General features: G+C 41.4%; 17 protein-coding genes. 3 read left to right on the top strand and 14 right to left on the bottom strand.

The window, feature by feature from the left end:
- Positions 1–162: 162 nt before the first annotated feature.
- Together QZU45_RS03535 and QZU45_RS03530 are read right to left on the bottom strand one after the other, a co-directional pair.
- Positions 163–1,440: a TRAP transporter large permease subunit gene (locus QZU45_RS03535; RefSeq protein ID WP_295351689.1), complete on the bottom strand. Its 1,278-nt coding sequence runs from the start codon at positions 1,438–1,440 to the stop codon at positions 163–165.
- 2 nt (positions 1,441–1,442) lie between these two features.
- Positions 1,443–1,934, bottom strand: coding sequence for a TRAP transporter small permease (locus QZU45_RS03530; protein ID WP_295351686.1), 492 nt, complete (start codon positions 1,932–1,934; stop codon positions 1,443–1,445).
- 335 nt (positions 1,935–2,269) lie between these two features.
- On the opposite strand from QZU45_RS03530, the gene QZU45_RS03525 reads away from it, so the two are divergent.
- Together QZU45_RS03525 and edd are read left to right on the top strand one after the other, a co-directional pair.
- A complete protein-coding gene (locus QZU45_RS03525) occupies positions 2,270–2,794 on the top strand; it encodes a gluconokinase (RefSeq protein WP_295351683.1) in 525 nt (174 codons plus the stop codon).
- Complete coding sequence (gene edd, locus QZU45_RS03520; protein ID WP_295351680.1) at positions 2,778–4,592, top strand: phosphogluconate dehydratase; 1,815 nt, start codon at positions 2,778–2,780, stop codon at positions 4,590–4,592. The genes QZU45_RS03525 and edd overlap by 17 nt, the downstream gene beginning before the upstream one ends.
- A gap of 69 nt (positions 4,593–4,661) precedes the next feature.
- On the opposite strand, the gene tldD is transcribed toward edd, so the two are convergent.
- From tldD to QZU45_RS03460, 12 genes are all read right to left on the bottom strand, one after another.
- Complete coding sequence (gene tldD / locus QZU45_RS03515) at positions 4,662–6,101, bottom strand: metalloprotease TldD (RefSeq protein WP_295351677.1); 1,440 nt, start codon at positions 6,099–6,101, stop codon at positions 4,662–4,664.
- Positions 6,098–6,685 (bottom strand): nucleoside triphosphate pyrophosphatase, encoded by a 588-nt coding sequence (locus tag QZU45_RS03510; protein ID WP_295351674.1) that lies wholly within the window; start codon positions 6,683–6,685, stop codon positions 6,098–6,100. Before QZU45_RS03510 ends, tldD begins: the two co-directional genes overlap by 4 nt.
- A 5-nt stretch (positions 6,686–6,690) precedes the next feature.
- Positions 6,691–7,212, bottom strand: a complete 522-nt coding sequence (mreD, locus tag QZU45_RS03505; RefSeq protein ID WP_295351672.1) for a rod shape-determining protein MreD — start codon at positions 7,210–7,212, stop codon at positions 6,691–6,693.
- On the bottom strand, positions 7,205–8,206 hold the full coding sequence (mreC, locus tag QZU45_RS03500; RefSeq protein ID WP_295351669.1) for a rod shape-determining protein MreC: 1,002 nt from the start codon (positions 8,204–8,206) through the stop codon (positions 7,205–7,207). The genes mreD and mreC overlap by 8 nt, the downstream gene beginning before the upstream one ends.
- Before the next feature lie 136 nt (positions 8,207–8,342).
- Positions 8,343–9,392 carry a rod shape-determining protein gene (locus QZU45_RS03495; protein ID WP_074839047.1) on the bottom strand — a complete coding sequence of 350 codons (1,050 nt, stop codon included), beginning with the start codon at positions 9,390–9,392 and terminating at the stop codon, positions 8,343–8,345.
- A 291-nt stretch (positions 9,393–9,683) separates the two neighbouring features.
- Positions 9,684–11,171 carry a tripartite tricarboxylate transporter permease gene (locus tag QZU45_RS03490; RefSeq protein ID WP_295351665.1) on the bottom strand — a complete coding sequence of 496 codons (1,488 nt, stop codon included), beginning with the start codon at positions 11,169–11,171 and terminating at the stop codon, positions 9,684–9,686.
- Between the two features lie 3 nt (positions 11,172–11,174).
- Positions 11,175–11,645, bottom strand: coding sequence for a tripartite tricarboxylate transporter TctB family protein (locus QZU45_RS03485; protein WP_295351662.1), 471 nt, complete (start codon positions 11,643–11,645; stop codon positions 11,175–11,177).
- A gap of 50 nt (positions 11,646–11,695) precedes the next feature.
- Positions 11,696–12,658, bottom strand: coding sequence for a tripartite tricarboxylate transporter substrate binding protein (locus QZU45_RS03480; RefSeq protein ID WP_295351658.1), 963 nt, complete (start codon positions 12,656–12,658; stop codon positions 11,696–11,698).
- A gap of 18 nt (positions 12,659–12,676) precedes the next feature.
- A complete protein-coding gene (locus QZU45_RS03475) occupies positions 12,677–13,681 on the bottom strand; it encodes a sialidase family protein (RefSeq protein WP_295351656.1) in 1,005 nt (334 codons plus the stop codon).
- Complete coding sequence (locus tag QZU45_RS03470) at positions 13,678–14,418, bottom strand: IclR family transcriptional regulator (RefSeq protein ID WP_295351653.1); 741 nt, start codon at positions 14,416–14,418, stop codon at positions 13,678–13,680. The genes QZU45_RS03475 and QZU45_RS03470 overlap by 4 nt, the downstream gene beginning before the upstream one ends.
- A 7-nt stretch (positions 14,419–14,425) precedes the next feature.
- Positions 14,426–14,872: an RbsD/FucU domain-containing protein gene (locus QZU45_RS03465; protein WP_074839062.1), complete on the bottom strand. Its 447-nt coding sequence runs from the start codon at positions 14,870–14,872 to the stop codon at positions 14,426–14,428.
- Between the two features lie 85 nt (positions 14,873–14,957).
- A complete protein-coding gene (locus QZU45_RS03460; protein WP_074839065.1) occupies positions 14,958–16,751 on the bottom strand; it encodes an L-fucose isomerase in 1,794 nt (597 codons plus the stop codon).
- A 440-nt stretch (positions 16,752–17,191) separates the two neighbouring features.
- On the opposite strand from QZU45_RS03460, the gene QZU45_RS03455 reads away from it, so the two are divergent.
- Complete coding sequence (locus QZU45_RS03455) at positions 17,192–18,082, top strand: helix-turn-helix domain-containing protein (protein ID WP_295351648.1); 891 nt, start codon at positions 17,192–17,194, stop codon at positions 18,080–18,082.
- Positions 18,083–18,267: the final 185 nt, after the last annotated feature.

Genomic DNA, 18,267 nt, shown 5'->3' with positions numbered 1-18,267 from the left:
TCTAAATAGTTAAAGAAATTGATTTTTAAACAGCAAATGTGGTGCGAGACCGCATTTATTAGCCGATTTTTAGTTAAAATCGAAATGCAAAACTAGAGTTACAGTAAGTTATAAAATCTGTTTAAAACCATATCTGTTTTTATTATTCAAACTCCTGAACGGTTACTTTCCAATCATGAAATTAAGAGGACCTATGATAATTTCAGGGAATATCAGGAACAGAATCAGTAGCAGCAGGAGTGAACCTGCGTATGGCAGAATACCTATTACTGAACGCTCAAATGGCACACGGGTTACACTTGATACCACATTCAGTACGTTACCAACAGGTGGTGTAATCAGACCAATTGAACAGCAGATAATAAACATCACACAGAAATAGATCTCATTGATACCTGCTTCATGAATTAAAGGCATCAGAACAGGAACCAGAATCAGAACGATTGGGATCAGATCCAGAACCATACCCATGACAGTAAGTAGAATCAGAATGAAAGCCAGCAGTATTTTTGGACTGTCAATCATTGGTCTTAGCAGTTCAATTACAGTTCCTGGAAGATCAGCTACAGTCATAAGCCAGGCTGAAACCTGAGCTGCAGCAACCATCATCATAATGACACCTGAGGTTTTAACAGTATTCAGTAAAGCACCGTAAATAGCCTTTAAGGTCAGTTCACGATAAACACATATTGAAATGAACAGAGCATAAACAGAGGCTACCGCACCTGCTTCGGTTGGAGTAAACACACCTGTCTTGAAACCACCGATGATGATTACCGGAAGCATCAGAGCCCAGATACCGCTCTTAAAGGACTTCATAATCTCTTTTGCTGAAGCCTTAGGAGCTGCCTCATATTTACGAGCCCTCAGACTCCAGACAAAGCAGAGGGTTACACCCATGAGAATACCTGGAACGATACCGGCTAAAAACAGCTGAGAAATTGAAACAGAAGCAGTTACACCGATTACGATAAATGGAATTGAAGGAGGAATAATAGGTGCAATAATGCCGCCAGAAGCAATCAGACCGACAGAACCTTCCTTTGGATAATTGGCCTTTGTCATCATTGGAAACATAATTGCTGCAATAGCTGCGGTATCAGCAGCAGGTGAACCAGACAGAGATGCCATAATCACAGCAGCAATAATAACCACATAGCCAAGACCGCCGGCTTTGTGTCCAACAAGTTTCATTGGCAGATCAACAAGACGTTTTGCCAGACCTCCGACATTCATGATATCTCCAGCAAAGACGAAGAATGGAATTGCCAGGAGAGTAAAATTGTCAGCACCGTTAATAAGACTCTGAGCCACGATCTGAGGATCCAGCATATCCATGTACCACATCAGACCGAAACCGCACATCAGCAGTGAAAAGGCAATAGGAATGCCGATACAAACTGAACCTAAAAGAATCGCCAGGAAAATTGCTACAGTCATCTTTATTCAGCCTCCCTCTGAGAGTCTCTGCCATTTTTACGGAACAGCCTTACCAGTCTGATACACAGCATCACAATCATGCCGAAACTTCCGACTAAACCAGCTGAATAAACATAACCTAGAGAAATACCGGCTACAGGCGAATGATCAGTGATATTTACCTCTGTCAGATCAATACTCCCCAAGAAGAACAGGGTACATCCTATTATCATGGCGAGTTCACATACAACCTTAAGGAAGAACTGCAGCCAGGAAGGCAGTTTATTACGCAGAAAATCAACATAGATATGGCTGTCGTCTCTTACTGCGATAATAGCGCCAATGTATACCACCCAAATAAAAAGAAATCTGGATATTTCCTCGGAAAAGACAATACTGGAATTAAAGATAAAACGCAGAGCCACATTAATGATTACCAGTAAGGACATAATCACCAGAAGAACCACTGAAAAGAGGTCAAGTGACTTGGAAATTACTTGACTTATTTTCTCCATTTTTGGACTCCTTTTTAAACATAAGTTTTAGTCATTAACAAAAGTCTACTGAATTTTTTGTAAAAAAAATGCCAATATGTTCACAGATAGAATATATGTATACTTTATTAACTACGTAAAATTCTCTAATGAAGAACATTGTTATAAAAACGCTTATAAATCAAATAAAACTCTGATTAAAGAATCTTTGTTTTTTTTGAATTTTATTTTCAAATAAACTGGTTACAGATGTGACAGTTTCGTTAGAAAACCAGTTTCAATTGTTTTACCATTGTCATAGTGGCAAGATACGTCCCTTCCATTTATTGTAAAAAAGTAAGATTTTGGAAAAGTTTATGATCGTTAAGTGCGTGATTATGGGAGTCTGCGGAAGCGGAAAAACTACCATCGGTAAGGCAATTGCCGACCACTTTGGAGCAAGTTTTATAGACGGAGATGATCTGCATCCAAGAGCCAATATCCTAAAGATGAAAACTGGTATTCCTTTGAATGATGAAGACAGAACTCCTTGGCTTGTGCGAATTAATGACGTGTTTTTCTCCTTTGAAAACAGACATCAGTCGGGTGTTGTCGTCTGTTCTGCCTTAAAGAGAAAATACCGAGATATGCTCAGAGAAGGAAATCACGGACTGATCTTTGTCCATCTTTTCGGCAGTAAGGAACTTATAAAGGAAAGACTGTCCAGAAGACAGGGACATTTTATGAAGGAAGATATGCTCAATTCTCAGTTTGAAGCGCTGGAATTTCCGGATTCTGAAAATGATGTTATCAATATAGATATCAGCGGCAGTCCACAGGAAATAATCAGTCAGGCGATTTCTCAGATAGAAAAGAAGGTTGCTCATGAATATAGTTGTTGAAGAGGTTACAAGACGTATTGAAAAACGCTCTGAACTGACAAGAAAAACCTATCTTGAAATAATAGATTCTCAGGCAAAAGTTCTCCGAGATAGATACAGCTTAACCTGCTCAAATATAGCCCATGCGGCTGCTGGAGCAGCGTCTGAAACCAAAGAAAACCTTATAACAGGAAAAGGACCTAATCTGGGAATCGTAAGTGCCTACAACGACATGGTCAGTGCCCACTGTCCTTACAGAGATTATCCATCAAAAATCGAGGCAAGTGCACTTGGGGCAGGAGCAAGCAGTCAGGTTGCAGGAATGGTACCCGCCATGTGTGACGGTATCACCCAGGGACAGCCGGGAATGGATATATCGCTCTTTTCAAGAGATCTCATAGCACAGGGGGTTGCGGTAGCACTATCTCACAATATTTTTGATGGTATTCTTCTTTTGGGCATTTGCGATAAAATCGCCCCCGGGCTTCTAATGGGAGCAGCATCTTTTGCACATCTTCCAGTAGCTTTCATTCCGTCAGGGCCAATGGGAACAGGCATATCCAATAAGGAAAAATCAGAAGTCAGACAGGATTATGCTGCAGGAAAGATAGATAAAGTTGCCCTGCAGAGAATGGAATGCAAATGCTATCACTCAAAGGGAACCTGTACCTTCTATGGTACAGCAAACACCAACCAGCTGGTTCTTGAAGCCATGGGACTGATGCTCCCAGGCTCTGCCTTCGTTCCACCAGATACTCCTCTTCGAGAGAAACTGACCGATTATGCTGTAAAGCAAATGGTAAAAAACACCCGACAGGGAGAGCACTTCAAACCATTATTCAAAACACTTACCGCAAAAAATCTGGTAAACGGTCTGGTCGCACTGTTAGCTTCAGGAGGATCTACCAATCATACTCTGCATATGCCGGCAATCGCCCGTAGTGCAGGCTATATTCTCACCTGGCAGGACATAAGCGATCTCTCAGAAGTGGTTCCTCTTTTAGTACAGGTCTATCCTAATGCCGTCTATGACATTAACGCTCTTCAGAATGCGGGGGGAGTTCCTGTTCTGTTAAAAGCTCTGTCTAAAAGAGGACTGCTGCATGAAGATGTTGAGACAGTATTCGGTACATTCACAGATCAACTGAAAACTCCGGTAATAGAAGGAGATGAACTTGAATTTGTTGACTGCGGAGAATCAAAAGATCCAAATGTAATAATTTCAGATACCGGCTGTTTCAGAGAACAGGGAGGACTAAAAGTTCTTCATGGAAACCTTGGAGACAGTGTCATCAAGATATCCGCTGTCTCAAAAGAGCATCAGCATGTAAAAGCTCCAGCCAGAGTCTTTAATTCTCAGTATGAAGTACAGGCTGCATATAAGGAAGGAAAGCTTAATCAGGATGCGGTGATAGTAGTTCGTTACGCCGGCCCCGCAGCCTCGGGCATGCCGGAACTGCATACCCTGATGCCGGTTCTGGGAAATCTGCAGAAAGCAGGATACCACGTTGCCCTGCTTACTGATGGCAGGTTATCCGGTGCTTCAGGAGGAATTCCTTCAGCACTGCACTTATCACCTGAGGCTGCAAAAGGCGGACTCATTTCTCTGCTTAAGGATGGTGATCTCATTGATTTTGATGCAGAAAAAGGAGAAATAAACTGCTTAACCTCTCTTGAGAACAGACGTGCGGTAACTCCTGATTTAGAATCTGAGGAACAGACTTACGGAAGAATGCTTTTCAGAGTATGCCGTGAAAACGTCTCACCAGCGGATCAGGGCGCAAGTTTTATTTTTAAAGAAGTGTATGTTAGAGATTAGATTACAAAGGTAGAAATATCATATAAACAGGTCATAAGGCTGTAAATAAAATTACAGCCTTAATTATATCTACTTGGTACCGCCAACGGTTATTGAGTCAATCTTAACAGTAGGCTGACCGATACCCACAGCAGCTCCCTGACCGGCTTTGCCGCACATACCAATACCGCAGTCGAACTCAAGATTGTTGCCAACCATGGAAACCTGCTGCATAGTCTTTGGACCATTTCCAATCAGAGTTGCGCCCTTGATTGGAGATGTTACCTTGCCATCCTCGATAAGGTAGGCTTCTGAGGCAGAGAAAACAAATTCACCGGAGGTAATATCTACCTGACCGCCACGGAAGTTAACTGCATAAATTCCTTTTTTTACAGAGGAAATTATTTCATCCTTGTCATACTCTCCATTCTGCAGGAAAGTATTGGTCATTCTTGGAATTGGCATACAGTTATAACTCTGACGTCTGCCGTTACCGGTAGGCTTCATCTTCATAAGCATGGCATTCTGCTTATCCTGCATATAACCTTTGAGAATTCCCTTTTCAATCAGAACATTACATGCAGTATCAGTGCCTTCATCATCAAAGGATAATGATCCTCGGCGATCTGGAATAGTGCCGTCATCAATAATGGTACAGGCACTTGAGGCAACCTTTTGTCCGATTTTGCCGGAGTAGGCTGAAGATCCGGTTCTGTTGAAATCACCTTCAAGGCCATGACCTACTGCCTCATGTACCAGCACACCCGGCCAGCCGGCACCCAGAACCACAGGCATAGTACCTGCAGGAGCAGGGATAGCTTCCATGTTTACAGAGGCAATTCTTACAGCCTCTTTAGCCAGATTGTCTAAGGTATCATCCTTTAGCAGAGTATTGAATAAAACCGCACCGCCGGTTGCTGCGAAGCCTTCTTCCTTGCGGCCGTTATGCTCCATAACCACACTTATGGTTATATTGCATATCGGTTTAATATCACTTCTGGCAGGGCCATCGGTAGGCATTACCATAGTAGTTGAATAGGAACAGTTCAGACTACCCATAACCTGAACCACTCTTGGATCAAGAGCTCTGGCCTTTTTATCCAGGATCTCTAGAATTTCAGCTTTTCTGGCCTTATCCATAGCGGCAATCGGATCATCGTCAACATAAAGAGGTTTGGTCTCTTTGGTTGAAACAACTATCTTTTCTCGGTTGCAGCTGTGACCATGACTGATACAGTGAGCAGCAGTACAGGCCTCCATCAAAGACTTTTCATCCAGCACATCAGAATAGGCAAAACCGGATTTGGCCCCTAAAACAGCTCTGACACCTACACCTTGAGAAATGCTGAAAGATCCTCCTTTGACAATACCTTCTTCCAGGAAAAATCCCTCAGCCACACTTCTTTCAAAAAACAGATCACCAAAATCTATTTCTCTTGAATTCAAATGATTAAGAGCTTTCTGAGCAACCTCAAGATTTATATCCGTATTATTCCATAGGATTTTTGAGGCTTTTTCGAATGTATTCATGCACAAACCTTTGAGATTGGGATATCTAATCCAAACTCTCTTAAAAACTTAACAACTTCGTTAATTGGTAATCCTACAACAGAACTTACCGAACCTTTAACTTCCGATATGAAAACAGAGGCAATTCCCTGAATTGCGTAAGCTCCGGCCTTATCGTCACATTCTCCGGAAGCCACATAATTACTAATAAACTTATCATCCAGAGAATCGAATACCACTTCAGTTGAGACAACCTTGCTTTTTACAAGACTGCCCTTTTGTACTGTTACTCCAGTATATACAGTGTGTGTCTGCCCCTGCAGCATTTTTATCATCTTAAAAGCATCATCTCGTGAAGATGGTTTGCCGAGGATCATACCATTAAAACAGACAACAGTATCAGCTGCAACAACTACAGAGTCAGAATGTTCTTTTGAAATAAAATCAGCTTTTAATCTAGATAGACGATGAACCAGTTCGTCAGGAGATTCCCCTTTCAGCGGAGATTCATCAATATTGGGAATTACCACATCAAAAGGGATTCCAAGATAACTCATGAATTCTTTACGACGAGGAGAACCAGATGCAAGGATTAGTTTTGTCATTTTATCTAATCTAGATTCTCTTTTTCATCAGAAGCGACTGAGAAAGTTGAACATAAAATCAGACAAATCCAATAAACTATAGGCCAGAAAACGGCTGTAGAAACAGAAGGGATCAGGAAATTAATCTCATAATAGCTTCTGCCGATAATATGCTCAATCCAGTAACAAAGAATAGTTACCAAAAAGTTTATGATTCCAACAATAATAACCTGCTGCCACAGCCTATATTTATAGAAATTCTTAAACTGGGTGGTAATCAAATATATCTGAGCTGAAATAATCAGAGCATTGATTCCCAGCGGAGCTCCGGTTGCAAGGTCAAGAAAAATTCCGACAAGCCAGCTTACTTCAATTTTCAGACTGAAATTGCTGTAAATAGAGAAAAACAGAATAATTAAAGTCAGAAAATCAGGTCTGTTAAGAGAAACCACTTCAGGCAGATGAATAATCTGCAGAATCAGACCAACAAAAAGCATTGGTACTAAAAGTAACAGAAATGAATTTCTATTGTCTTTTCCGCTAATCATTTGTACCACCTACGTTAGATTTCTTAGCCTCAGATTTTTCTGCGTTCTGATTCTTATCGTTTTTCTTGACAGACAAGGTATCAATTAGCTCTTTTACTTTTTTCTGATGAAGAATAGTCTTATCATCTGTCATCTGTTTAGCCTGAAGTTCATAATCCTCGGCATCAGGAGTATCACTGCTGGTACCGAACATCAGAACATAACGCATTTTATCAGTTTCAACCAGCGGTCTTGCTTTAATTGCCGCAAAAGGCTGTGAATCAGAAATACCGACAGAGGTAACAATAGCTACAGGATAGCCTTTAGGATAAACTCCACCGATTCCTGAGGTCAGTAGCATATCCCCTTCCTTGATATCTGCGGTTCTTGGCACATTATTAATAATAATCTCAGCATGAGATCCAGAGCCAATACAGATTGCTCTTACAGATGATCTAGAATCGATAACCGGAATCTGACAGTTAGGATCAGTTAAAAGCAGAACTCTTGAGAAAGAATAATTTGCTTCCATTACCTGACCTACAAGGCCTCTGTCTGTAATAACAGGCATTCCCTCATAAACATCTGAACTTGTACCGCGGTTTACGGTCACACGACTCAGATATGGATCAGGATCAACGTCTATAACTTCAGCAAACAGTCTTTTGATATTCTGTCTTACATGAGAGTTTAAAAGCTTGCGCAAAGCCTGATTCTCATCCTCAAGATCCTTAAGTCTTAGAGTATTGGCTCTTTGCATGAAGTTTTCTGTGGAAAGCTGTTCATTCTCTTTGATAAGTTCAGAGTGACTCTTAAACTGGGTAGACATCATCTTACCCACAGAATGTGGAGAATCAGCAAAAACAAGTACGGGATATAAGGCAGATTCAACGTAATATCTGAAATCTGACAAAAATTTAGAGCGGACATCCAGAGCCATAACCACAAGAGTTAACAGCAGGACAAATCCGAATCGGAAGTGAACTAGAGAATTCTGCTGATCTGAGCTTTTCAAATCAAATCCTTCATCAAAACAAAACGCCCATCACGGATGATGGGAGTTCATAAAAACCTCTACTGCAGGATGACCTGACACCTAAAATAAAGGTTAATGCTGCCATCCCACATCAGTAATAATAATTATGTACTAATTAGTCAAAAATCTCGTTGTCCTGAGCGTCATACATCTCAAGGGCCTTACCGCCACCACGAGCAACGCAGGTTAGAGGATCCTCTGCAATAGTTACAGGAATACCTGTTTCCTCACGTAATAACTTATCAAGGTTGTGAAGTAATGCACCACCACCAGATAGCATCATGCCGTGCTGAGCGATATCAGCTGCAAGCTCTGGAGGAGACTTCTCTAAGGCAGTACGGACTGCAGCAACGATTCCCTTGATTGGATCTGATAGAGCCTCAAGGATTTCATTTGAGTTCAGAGTGAATGAACGAGGAACACCTTCAACAACTGATCTTCCGCGAACCTCCATCTCATGCATTTCCTGCTCAGCATAAGCAGAACCGATTTCAATCTTAACCTGTTCTGCAGTTGCCTCACCGATCTCGTAACGCTTGGTATTTCTTACATAATCAATAATTGACTGATCGAAACGGTTACCACCGATACGAACAGAGCTTGAGTAAACAATACCGTTTAAGGAGATGATAGCAACCTCGGTAGTACCGCCACCGATATCAACAATCATAGAACCTTTAGCTTCCGATACAGGAAGACCTGCACCGATTGCAGCAGCCATAGGCTCAGTGATCAGGAATACTTCTGAAGCACCTGCACCTTCAACAGACTCACGAATTGCCCTGCGCTCAACCTGAGTTGCACCGCATGGAACACAAACCAATACACGTGGACTTGGTTTGAATGGCATAAAATGGGAGCCCTGCAGAACCTTTGAAATAAAGTACTGCAACATTTTTTCTGTGTACTGGAAGTCTGCAATAACACCATCTTTCATTGGACGAATAACTTCCAGATTGTCAGGGCTACGACCTAACATTGTCTTTGCGGCCTTACCTACAGCATCAACTTTGCGCTGAGCTCCACCATTTCTATCCAGACGAACAGCCACAACAGAAGGCTCGTTTAACACGATACCTTTATTCTTGATATAAACTAGAGTATTTGCAGTTCCTAAATCGATTGATAAATCGTTTGAGAACATGCTACGTAATTTCTTAAACATTTATTAAGGTCCAAATGCCAGGATTATTAAGGCTATATTTCTTTTTTACTGTTCAACACAACAGGTTGCTAAAAAGTATATCACACGTACATAAATCTTTTGCTTAGATTTATCTGATATGTATTAAATTTTTCCTTTATGAATGCGTATTTTGTGATTAATGTGGAATTGAAAGTTGGAGTGATTATTCCTGTTGTTCAGAGCAGGAATATAAATTTTAGAATAAGGATCACAAAGATGATGTTCCACAGAAAAAACAATGTTCTGTGGAACTCAATAATCGGAAGAAAATCACTTTGCAAAAATTCGTCTTACAGAATCCTTGTAGAGAGGAGATAAAAGACCTACCAGAGCCAGAATCAGGAAGATACAGCAGATAGGGCTGGTTACAAAGATGGAAAGAGAACCGTCACTCATCATAAGTGAACCGGTAAAGTTCTGTTCTGCAAGTTTTCCAAGAATAATACCGATAATAACTCCAGGAACTCCCATATCAAACTTGTACATAAAGTAGCCGATTACACCTGCAGCAAACATGATATATACATCCTGCATTGAATTTGCGTACGAATAGGTTCCGATCACCGCCATTACAGAGATAATAGGCAGCAGAAGAACCATTGGAATCATGGTTACCTTAGAGAACAGTCTTATGAGAGAGAAGCCAAAGAAGCCCATTACAAAATTGGCAATCATAAGCCCAAGGAAAACAGTATACACATCAACTGCATGATTCATGAAAAGCAGAGGACCTGGCTGAATTCCATGGACCATCAGGGCTCCCAGAATAATGGCAGTTGCACCGTCACCAGGAATACCCAGTGTCAGTACAGGGATGAAGGCTCCTCCAACAATCGAATTGTTTCCAGACTCGGAAGCTGCTATGCCTCGAGGATCACCCTTGCCGAATTTAGATTTGTCCTTTGCCCAGGTCTTGGCCTGGTTGTAGCAGATCCAGGAGCTGATATCTCCACCGGTACCAGGGACACATCCGATGAATGTTCCTATTGCAGATGATCTGACCAGTGTAGGAGAGATCAGTTTCATATCATCGCATTTTGGATATACGCTATCGATTGTAATCCTCTGTGTGGAAGTGGATCTGTGATACATTTCCTCCGCATTGATAAAGACCTGAGTCAGAGCAAAAAGACCAATCAGAATAGGCATGAAGGATATTCCGCCTGAAAGATACAGAGTACCAAAGGTGAAACGCTCCATTCCACTCATTGGATCAAGTCCGATTGTGGCAATCCAAAGACCGACCAGACAGCCGATAATTCCCTTTAGGATTGAACCTGGAGCAACTGAAGTGATCATGCTGATACCAAAAATCGCAAGAGCAAAGTACTCAGGTTTAGAAAACTGAAGAGCAATCTTTGCAAGCATAGGAGCAAATAGTACCAGGCATACAGTTGAGAATATACCGCCAAAGGTTGATGCTGTTGTTGAGATAGCAAGAGCTCGTCCTGGTTGTCCACCTCTTGCCATAGGATATCCATCAAGGGTAGTTGCGGCTGATGCCGGAGTGCCAGGAGTTTTTAATAGAATAGCTGTGATTGAACCGCCGTAGATAGCTCCGCAGTAAATACCTAAAAGCATTATGATTCCGTGCCAGCCACCTACGGAGAATGTTATAGGAAACAGCAGAGCCAGTCCCATATTAACAGACAGCCCAGGCATAGCTCCAACAAAAATACCTACGGCTGTACCTATTGCAAGAAGACCTAGATTTTCAAAAGTAACAAGAATACCTAAAGCCTGAATTATTGAATCCATAGTCTAGCTCCAGAAAATTGGTAGTGGTAGTTTGATGTGCAGCGATAAGGAAAAAACCACAAAAACAAAAGCTAAAAATACAAGAGCAACACTAATGATTGATGAAAATCTGCGCATACCCAGAAGATACATACAGGCACACATGAACAGAAACGAATCAAGATAAAAGCCTAATATTTCCAATAGCAGGACAAAGGCTCCAAAAAGAAGCATCAGCTTATATGCCTCAAAATTTGCTTTTTCTCCGATGCGAACTTTAACTGCTGTGAATTCTTCTGAATGGCGAAGAGTATCGGTAACTATCAGCACTGCAACCGCTATTAGACCGACACCTAAGATAAAGGACCAGAATCCTGCTCCCGGTCCAAACATTGTCATACTGATTCCGTAACCATAGGATGTATACGCAATCATCACTCCAATAACAAGTGTCACTGCGGCCACAATATAATTACAGCGTTTCATTGTAATCATGAATTCAACCTCCCTATGAACGAAATCAGTATGAATATTACTGTATTAAATTATTTTTTCTGAATCTGAGCAATGAACTCAGCATACATTGCGTCGTCATCCTTCATCATCTTGTTAGCTTCCTCGCCAACAATATTGGTTGGATCAATGCCCTGCTTTAAGAAGTACTCAACAAACTCTGGTGAATTTGCAGCCTTGGTTGCAGAAGCACGCAGAACATCAAGAACCTCCTTTGGAGTATCCTTAGGAGCTACAAGGGTTGCCCATGCGCGAATAGTCATGTCATGACCAAGCTCGCGGAAGGTTGGAACATTAGGGAACATCTTGGTGCGTTCTGCTGACATAACGGCAAGGATCTTAAGTTTTCCTGCTTCAATCTGGCTCTTGAAGGATGAAGGATCTGCAAGGGTACCCTGAATATGATTTCCTGCCATTGCAGCGGCGATATCAGCTGTACCGTTTGGATAAGGAATGTGCTTTACCTTAACGCCAAATTCCTTTTCAAAAGCAAGAGTAGCAATATGCCAGATAGCTCCGACACCAGAATTGCCCATCATAACCTCACCAGGGTGCTTCTTAAGATAGTCAACAAAATCATCCAGTGAATTGTAAGGTGCATCCTGAGCAACAATTAAAGCTGCAGGAGCTGCAATAGGAGCAATTATTGACTCATAATCCTTATATGACAGCTTGGTTTTGCCCTGATGAGGGAAAATATCCAGCTCAACAGTAACCATACCTAAGGTATATCCATCAGGTTTTGCTGCGGCAACGTCAGCCATGCCGACTATACCGTTTCCATCAGGCTTGTTCACAGGTAAAAACTTTACACTGAAGTCTTTCTGCATCATGTTGATAACACCACGTGCAGTTGTATCGGTACCACCGCCAGGATTCTTAGGGATCACAACGGTAATATCCTTCTCAGGATATGCCGCATAGGCTGCAGAAGATACAGATAACAGGCCTAAAGATACTGCAACAGCAGCAATCAGAGTCTTAGTCTTTAGCATATTATGCTCCTTATGTAGTTAAACAAAATTGTACTTGTGTATACGTATATTTGTTCTCTTGCTGGTATAGCTTATGTAAAGAGAATTATTCAAAACATAAAGACATGGATAGGAAAACTCCGCTTTCTGAGTTTCCAGCACCACAGCCTCCTTAAAATCAATACCATTTTCCGATGTAAACAGAGTCATTGGGGTTCGTGCACCCCAGTTGTCAGCCACAGGATTACAGGCTAAAAACAGAGTATCCTTATAATAGGATGTTGCAATACCGCTATTATTGTTCGGCATATTTACCGCATAAGGTTTACACCAGTTCTGTCCTTCATCTAAAGAATCTGAGCGTAGAATCCGGCCGAAGGTCGAACGAAGAAGCATATGAACACCAGAGGAGTCTTCCCACAAGGCGGGCTGAATAATGCCCTGACCACCATATGACTGTTCACTTACCGCAATCTTCTTTTCAAGATCCCTGTTTCTTGAAGCAATCAGCTCATGATCAGCATAGATATCCGCACTCTTTTCAAGAGTCATCAGGTTATCATCGCTGATATCAACAAAGGAGTGCCATTCCCCCTGTTCATTTGAGGCAGGACATAAAATCCTTCCTGATTTAAGCCTGAGAGGAGGATTTCTGACGGGACCTCTTCCCCCTTTGTCACCGTCAATCAGTGGAACCGGTTCTGACCAGTTATCTCCACCATCGGAGGAGTAACAAACAAATGTCGACCACTGGGCAATGATGTTCCCAACTTTAAAAAAAAGGGCTAATCTGTCTTCACTGACACAAAATAGAACGGGATTCCAGTGAGCCTCATTACTTACCTTTATAAAGCTGTGCTTTATGTGTACGCCTTTATCCAGCATACACAGATATATTCCCACATCAGACTCTCCTTCGTAGGAACCTCCGAAAAAAGCGCATAAAAGACGATCATCAGTAACAGGAAGAACTGCTGAAGCGTGACACATCTTACATGGAAGTGTATCTATAGCGAATGTGCTGTACTGATGCTCTAATTTCATAGCAAACTCTGTCCAATCTGAACTGCTACATTCTGAAGTTTTGAAGCATATTTCTTATAAGATGAAGCTGGAAAGCGAAGACTTGGTCCGGTAATACTTACAGCTCCCTGAACCTGACCAAGATGATTGAGTACAGGAACTGCAACACACTTTACTCCATACTCGTGTTCCATGTTATCAACACTGTATCCGTTGTTTCTGATTTTTTTTAGTTCTTCTCTAAGCTTATCCGGATCTGTAATGGTATTGTCTGTGAACTTTTCGATAGGCTTAGATAAAAGCTCGTCAATCTGCTCTTCTGGCATATAAGCCAGTATTGCCTTACCGATTCCGGTACAGACTAATGGAGCTGTCATTCCCAGTACGGACTGGTTTGAAACCGATGACATTGGAAAAGCTCCGGAAAAATACATTACCTTGGAACCATCGGGAACACCATAGTAGGTAATTTCTCCAAGCTCATTGGTCAGGGCCTGTAGACGATCTCTTATAAACTCCTGATTGGTGATTCTTGAACTGATTCTATGGGCTATTTCCAGGAAATGAACTGATAGAGAGTAACGATGATTGGATGGATCTTTTCTTACATAATTGAACTGTTCAAAGGTATTTAGGATCTGGTGGACATTACTCTTGTATAAATCAAGGCTGTCTGCAATTTCTGAAATACCGTAGTCTTTCTGACCGTTTGAAAGTAATTCTAATATCTGTAACGCTTTAACTAGAGATTTCTGCATAATAGCCTCAGTTTAATACCCCTTTAAATAGCATTAGATTAGCGTAAGGTGCACACTCACCTGTAAGAACAATCAGCTGAGCCTTCAATGCTTCAGCGTAAAATGATGCTCTAGAATAGCTGCCTAATACCTGTTTGCTCTTATTATTATCTTTCCTAAGTATCTCTGAATATTCCTGCCAGATTGGAGTTTTTACCCCCCTTCTCTGATCTTCACTGTCGACCTCCATTACATAGCCTGCAGACTCATGCAGATGATCAAGAGGAAATACCTGCAGTAAAGCTTTGAGCATTTCACATATAGAGATATTAGGTATATGTACAAGGGTATGATTTGATGCAATTCTGTATGCCGGAAAATTTGCATCTGCCAGAACCACACTGTCTCCATGCCCCATGGCACTGAGCGTATAGAGCATCTGAGGAGTGATAATCTGAGGAATACCCTTTAACATCGTAAAATCCTTCTAAGATTAAGTTAATTCTCTCTCATAAAGTACAGGCAGATCAAACAGATCCGCCTGTCAAAGGAGTCCACTACTACTTATACATTGGACCGTAGCACTGACATGCACGGTAATCCTGTCCTTCCTTGTCCATACCGAATGAATTCCAGACGGTTGGTCTGAAGATCTTATCTTCAGGAACATTGTGCATACATACAGGAATTCTCAGGATTGAACATAAGGTGATCAGATCTGCACCGATGTGGCCAAAGCTGATAGCACCATGGTTGGCACCCCAGTTATTCATGACATCATATGCATTCTTGAAAGGTCCCTTTTCACATACTCTTGGAGTAAACCAGGTGCAAGGCCAGGTGTAGTCAGTACGTTTCCAGATCTTGTCGGTTACATCGTCAGGGAGCTTTACTGTCCAGCCTTCAACCAGCTGCAGCACTGGGCCTAAACCTTTGACAATATTCAATCTTGCCATAGTTGCAGGCATTTCTGCTCTGGTCAAAAAGCGTGAGGAATAACCACCTCCGCGGAAGTATCCATTATCAGCAGGACACCACTGAGTTGCCTTCAGACATGCATCGATATCTTCCTGAGTCATTTCCCAGAATGGTTTTACTGTCGGATTGCCCTTTTCATCCTTAAGCTCACCGCAGTAATCAAGAGCGCAGGCACCTGAGTTAATCAGATGAATAAAGCCGCCGGCCTCTTTGGCATGACCTTCAACATCATAACCGGTGCAGCGTTTTACAGCTTCTGCTGACCACATGGTTCTGACATCGGCAAACATCTGGGCTCTGTTAGTCAGAAGCTTTTCCAGAAGCATGGTGGCACCGTTTAGAGTGTCGTTCTCGGTAGCAGTGATAAATGTTTCACGAGCACCTTCCCAGTCAAAGGAAGTATTTAGCATAGCCTCTGCAAAATCTGTATTTGGCCAGTGATCTGTCCACTGTCTCTGCCCCTGGAAACCGCAGGCAATTGCATTAAAGCCCAAAGCCTCTTCACCGAATTTCTCAGGAAGATCAGGATTGCCGCGTAGCAGATCCTTGATAATGACCATGGATTTAACAACGAACTCAAAGGATTTTTCTGTCTCTTCCTTTGACTTTCTTACAAACTCAGGATTCTTGTCAAAGCCAATAGGACACTTTTCTTTTGCCCAGGCCAGAGCTTTCTGGTATTCCTTCTCATCATAGATACCTTCTTCCATGCGACGAAGCAGTTCAACCTCATCCACAGACTCAACTCTCATGCCAAGGTATTCCTCGAAGAAATCAATGTTGACCATGGAGCCGGCAATACCCATGCATGACGAACCAATCTGAAGATAGGCCTTTCCTCTCATGGTTGCAGCTGCAACAGCAGCACGGGCAAATCTTAAAATCTTTTCCTGTACATCTTCAGGTATATTCTTGTCATCTGCTTCCTGAACATGTTTTCCATAAATTCCAAAAGCAGGTAAACCTTTCTGTGCATAACCGGCTAAAACAGATGCCAGATAAACTGCACCTGGTCTTTCAGTTGCATTCAAGCCCCAGACACCTTTTATTGTCATAGGATCCATGTCCATGGTTTCTGCACCGTAACACCAGCAAGGAGTAACACTTAGAGTAATATCCACGCCTTCTTTCTTGAACTGTGCTGCGCATTTTGCAGCCTCTGCGCCTCTACCGATACTTACCTCAGAAATGATGACCTTAACAGGCTCACCGTTGGTATATCTTAAATTGTCACTGATCAGTTTGGCTGCAGCCTGGGCCATATTCATGGTCTGTTCTTCTAATGACTGTCTTACACCCAGAGGTCCCAGACGCGCATCGATAATGCGTCTGATACCTATGACAGGATATTTACCGATATAACGGTTTGTACTCATTGTTAACACTCCTTATAAAGCAACTCTATATAACTAGATTTTGCATCGTTACAAAAGTAAACGTTAGTTAAAAATGCACAATGAATATAAGAATATTCACCATTTTTAAAATTATGATTAATTTTGTGAGGAAGTTCAGATTCTATAACACTGTTCAGCTATAAAGAATATTTTGTGATATGTTCACTATAGTAAAACGGTTTTCAAAAAGTTCAGAAATCATTATAAGGCAGTATTTGCAGATTCAGTCTTATCTAATTATTTGAAATGTGAAGATAATTTTACTTTTATGTTTTATATATAACAGAAAAAGACATTAACAGGTTATAAGCTGATAATGCATTCACTTTTATAAGCTGGTATCGAGGTAAACACTTTATATAAACACTGACAAAACAAGTGATTGTCATATATTCACCATTCATACGAGAGTTTGATATATGAATTCATGTAGCAATGCCATTCAGGAAACAATTCTAAGGGGCTCTCCTGACTGTCCTTTCGAGTTCTATCATATCGATAAAAATCATCCTAAGTTTGCCATGACCTTTCATTATCATCTGGACTTTGAAATCATTCGAGTTCTGCAGGGAACTTTCTCTTTATATATAAATGAGCGTCATTACGATTTAAAGCCAGGTCAGTATATCTTCATTGAAGGAGGCAAGGTTCACGGAGGAAAACCAGAGAACGATGACTGTATTTATGAATGTGTAGTATTTGATTTAAACCTGCTTTTTGATGACAGAACCCCTGGACATGGTTTTCTGAAAAAACTGTCTGAACACAGCGTTGTGTTAAATGAAATCTATTCAGAACAGACCGATGAAGAAATCACCCGAGCCTTTGACAACGTGTTCGAGTTCACCAATCCAAAACAGAACAACCCAACAATTGCTTACGGTTCACTGCTTTTAGCATTCGGCAAAATCTACAACAAAGGACTATATACCTCATATATAAGCCAGATTACCGGCAACTATACCAAACAGTTTGGAAGGTTGCCTATTCTGTTCAGATATCTGTACGACAACTTTCAGAGAGATATCTCTTTGGATGAAATGGCAAACACACTGGATCTGAGTCCAAAGTATTTCTGCAGATTCTTCAAGCAGATTACAGGATTGCGTCCTATCGAGTACTTGAACAACTTCAGACTTGAATGTGCATCCATGAGACTTGCCACAGAAAATGAAAGCATCAATGAGATTGCCTACTCCTGCGGCTTTAAAGATCCCTGCTACTTTGCAAAGATCTTCAAGAACTTCAAGAAAATGAGTCCAAGTGAGTACAGACGCCTAAACTTCAGTCAGAACAAGCAGGCAAATTAGACTTTTTATCTATTTACATATCAAAACGCTTCAGGAGACTGATTGTGCAGTTTTCTCCATGTCTGAGCTTTATCATCTAATTTAACTATCGTCTATGAGCGTTTTGCGCGTAAGGAAATAAAAAAATTTCTTTATGATCACAAATGTTTAATCATACCGTTCTAAAGGTGAATATTAAACAAGGT

The sequence above is a fragment of the uncultured Succinivibrio sp. genome, assembly GCF_902756765.1.
In the GTDB taxonomy this organism is placed as follows: domain Bacteria; phylum Pseudomonadota; class Gammaproteobacteria; order Enterobacterales; family Succinivibrionaceae; genus Succinivibrio.
This window is presented reverse-complemented; position numbering and strand designations above follow the sequence as displayed.

Bases quoted from the DNA above. Each gene is read 5' to 3' on its own strand.
- QZU45_RS03535 (WP_295351689.1), bottom strand. From the start codon at position 1,440: ATGACTGTAGCAATTTTCCTGGCGATTCTTTTAGGTTCAGTTTGTATC.
- QZU45_RS03530 (WP_295351686.1), bottom strand. From the start codon at position 1,934: ATGGAGAAAATAAGTCAAGTAATTTCCAAGTCACTTGACCTCTTTTCA.
- QZU45_RS03525 (WP_295351683.1), top strand. From the start codon at position 2,270: ATGATCGTTAAGTGCGTGATTATGGGAGTCTGCGGAAGCGGAAAAACT.
- edd (WP_295351680.1), top strand. From the start codon at position 2,778: ATGAATATAGTTGTTGAAGAGGTTACAAGACGTATTGAAAAACGCTCT.
- tldD (WP_295351677.1), bottom strand. From the start codon at position 6,101: ATGAATACATTCGAAAAAGCCTCAAAAATCCTATGGAATAATACGGAT.
- QZU45_RS03510 (WP_295351674.1), bottom strand. From the start codon at position 6,685: ATGACAAAACTAATCCTTGCATCTGGTTCTCCTCGTCGTAAAGAATTC.
- mreD (WP_295351672.1), bottom strand. From the start codon at position 7,212: ATGATTAGCGGAAAAGACAATAGAAATTCATTTCTGTTACTTTTAGTA.
- QZU45_RS03495 (WP_074839047.1), bottom strand. From the start codon at position 9,392: ATGTTTAAGAAATTACGTAGCATGTTCTCAAACGATTTATCAATCGAT.
- QZU45_RS03490 (WP_295351665.1), bottom strand. From the start codon at position 11,171: ATGGATTCAATAATTCAGGCTTTAGGTATTCTTGTTACTTTTGAAAAT.
- QZU45_RS03485 (WP_295351662.1), bottom strand. From the start codon at position 11,645: ATGATTACAATGAAACGCTGTAATTATATTGTGGCCGCAGTGACACTT.
- QZU45_RS03480 (WP_295351658.1), bottom strand. From the start codon at position 12,658: ATGCTAAAGACTAAGACTCTGATTGCTGCTGTTGCAGTATCTTTAGGC.
- QZU45_RS03475 (WP_295351656.1), bottom strand. From the start codon at position 13,681: ATGAAATTAGAGCATCAGTACAGCACATTCGCTATAGATACACTTCCA.
- QZU45_RS03470 (WP_295351653.1), bottom strand. From the start codon at position 14,418: ATGCAGAAATCTCTAGTTAAAGCGTTACAGATATTAGAATTACTTTCA.
- QZU45_RS03465 (WP_074839062.1), bottom strand. From the start codon at position 14,872: ATGTTAAAGGGTATTCCTCAGATTATCACTCCTCAGATGCTCTATACG.
- QZU45_RS03460 (WP_074839065.1), bottom strand. From the start codon at position 16,751: ATGAGTACAAACCGTTATATCGGTAAATATCCTGTCATAGGTATCAGA.
- QZU45_RS03455 (WP_295351648.1), top strand. From the start codon at position 17,192: ATGAATTCATGTAGCAATGCCATTCAGGAAACAATTCTAAGGGGCTCT.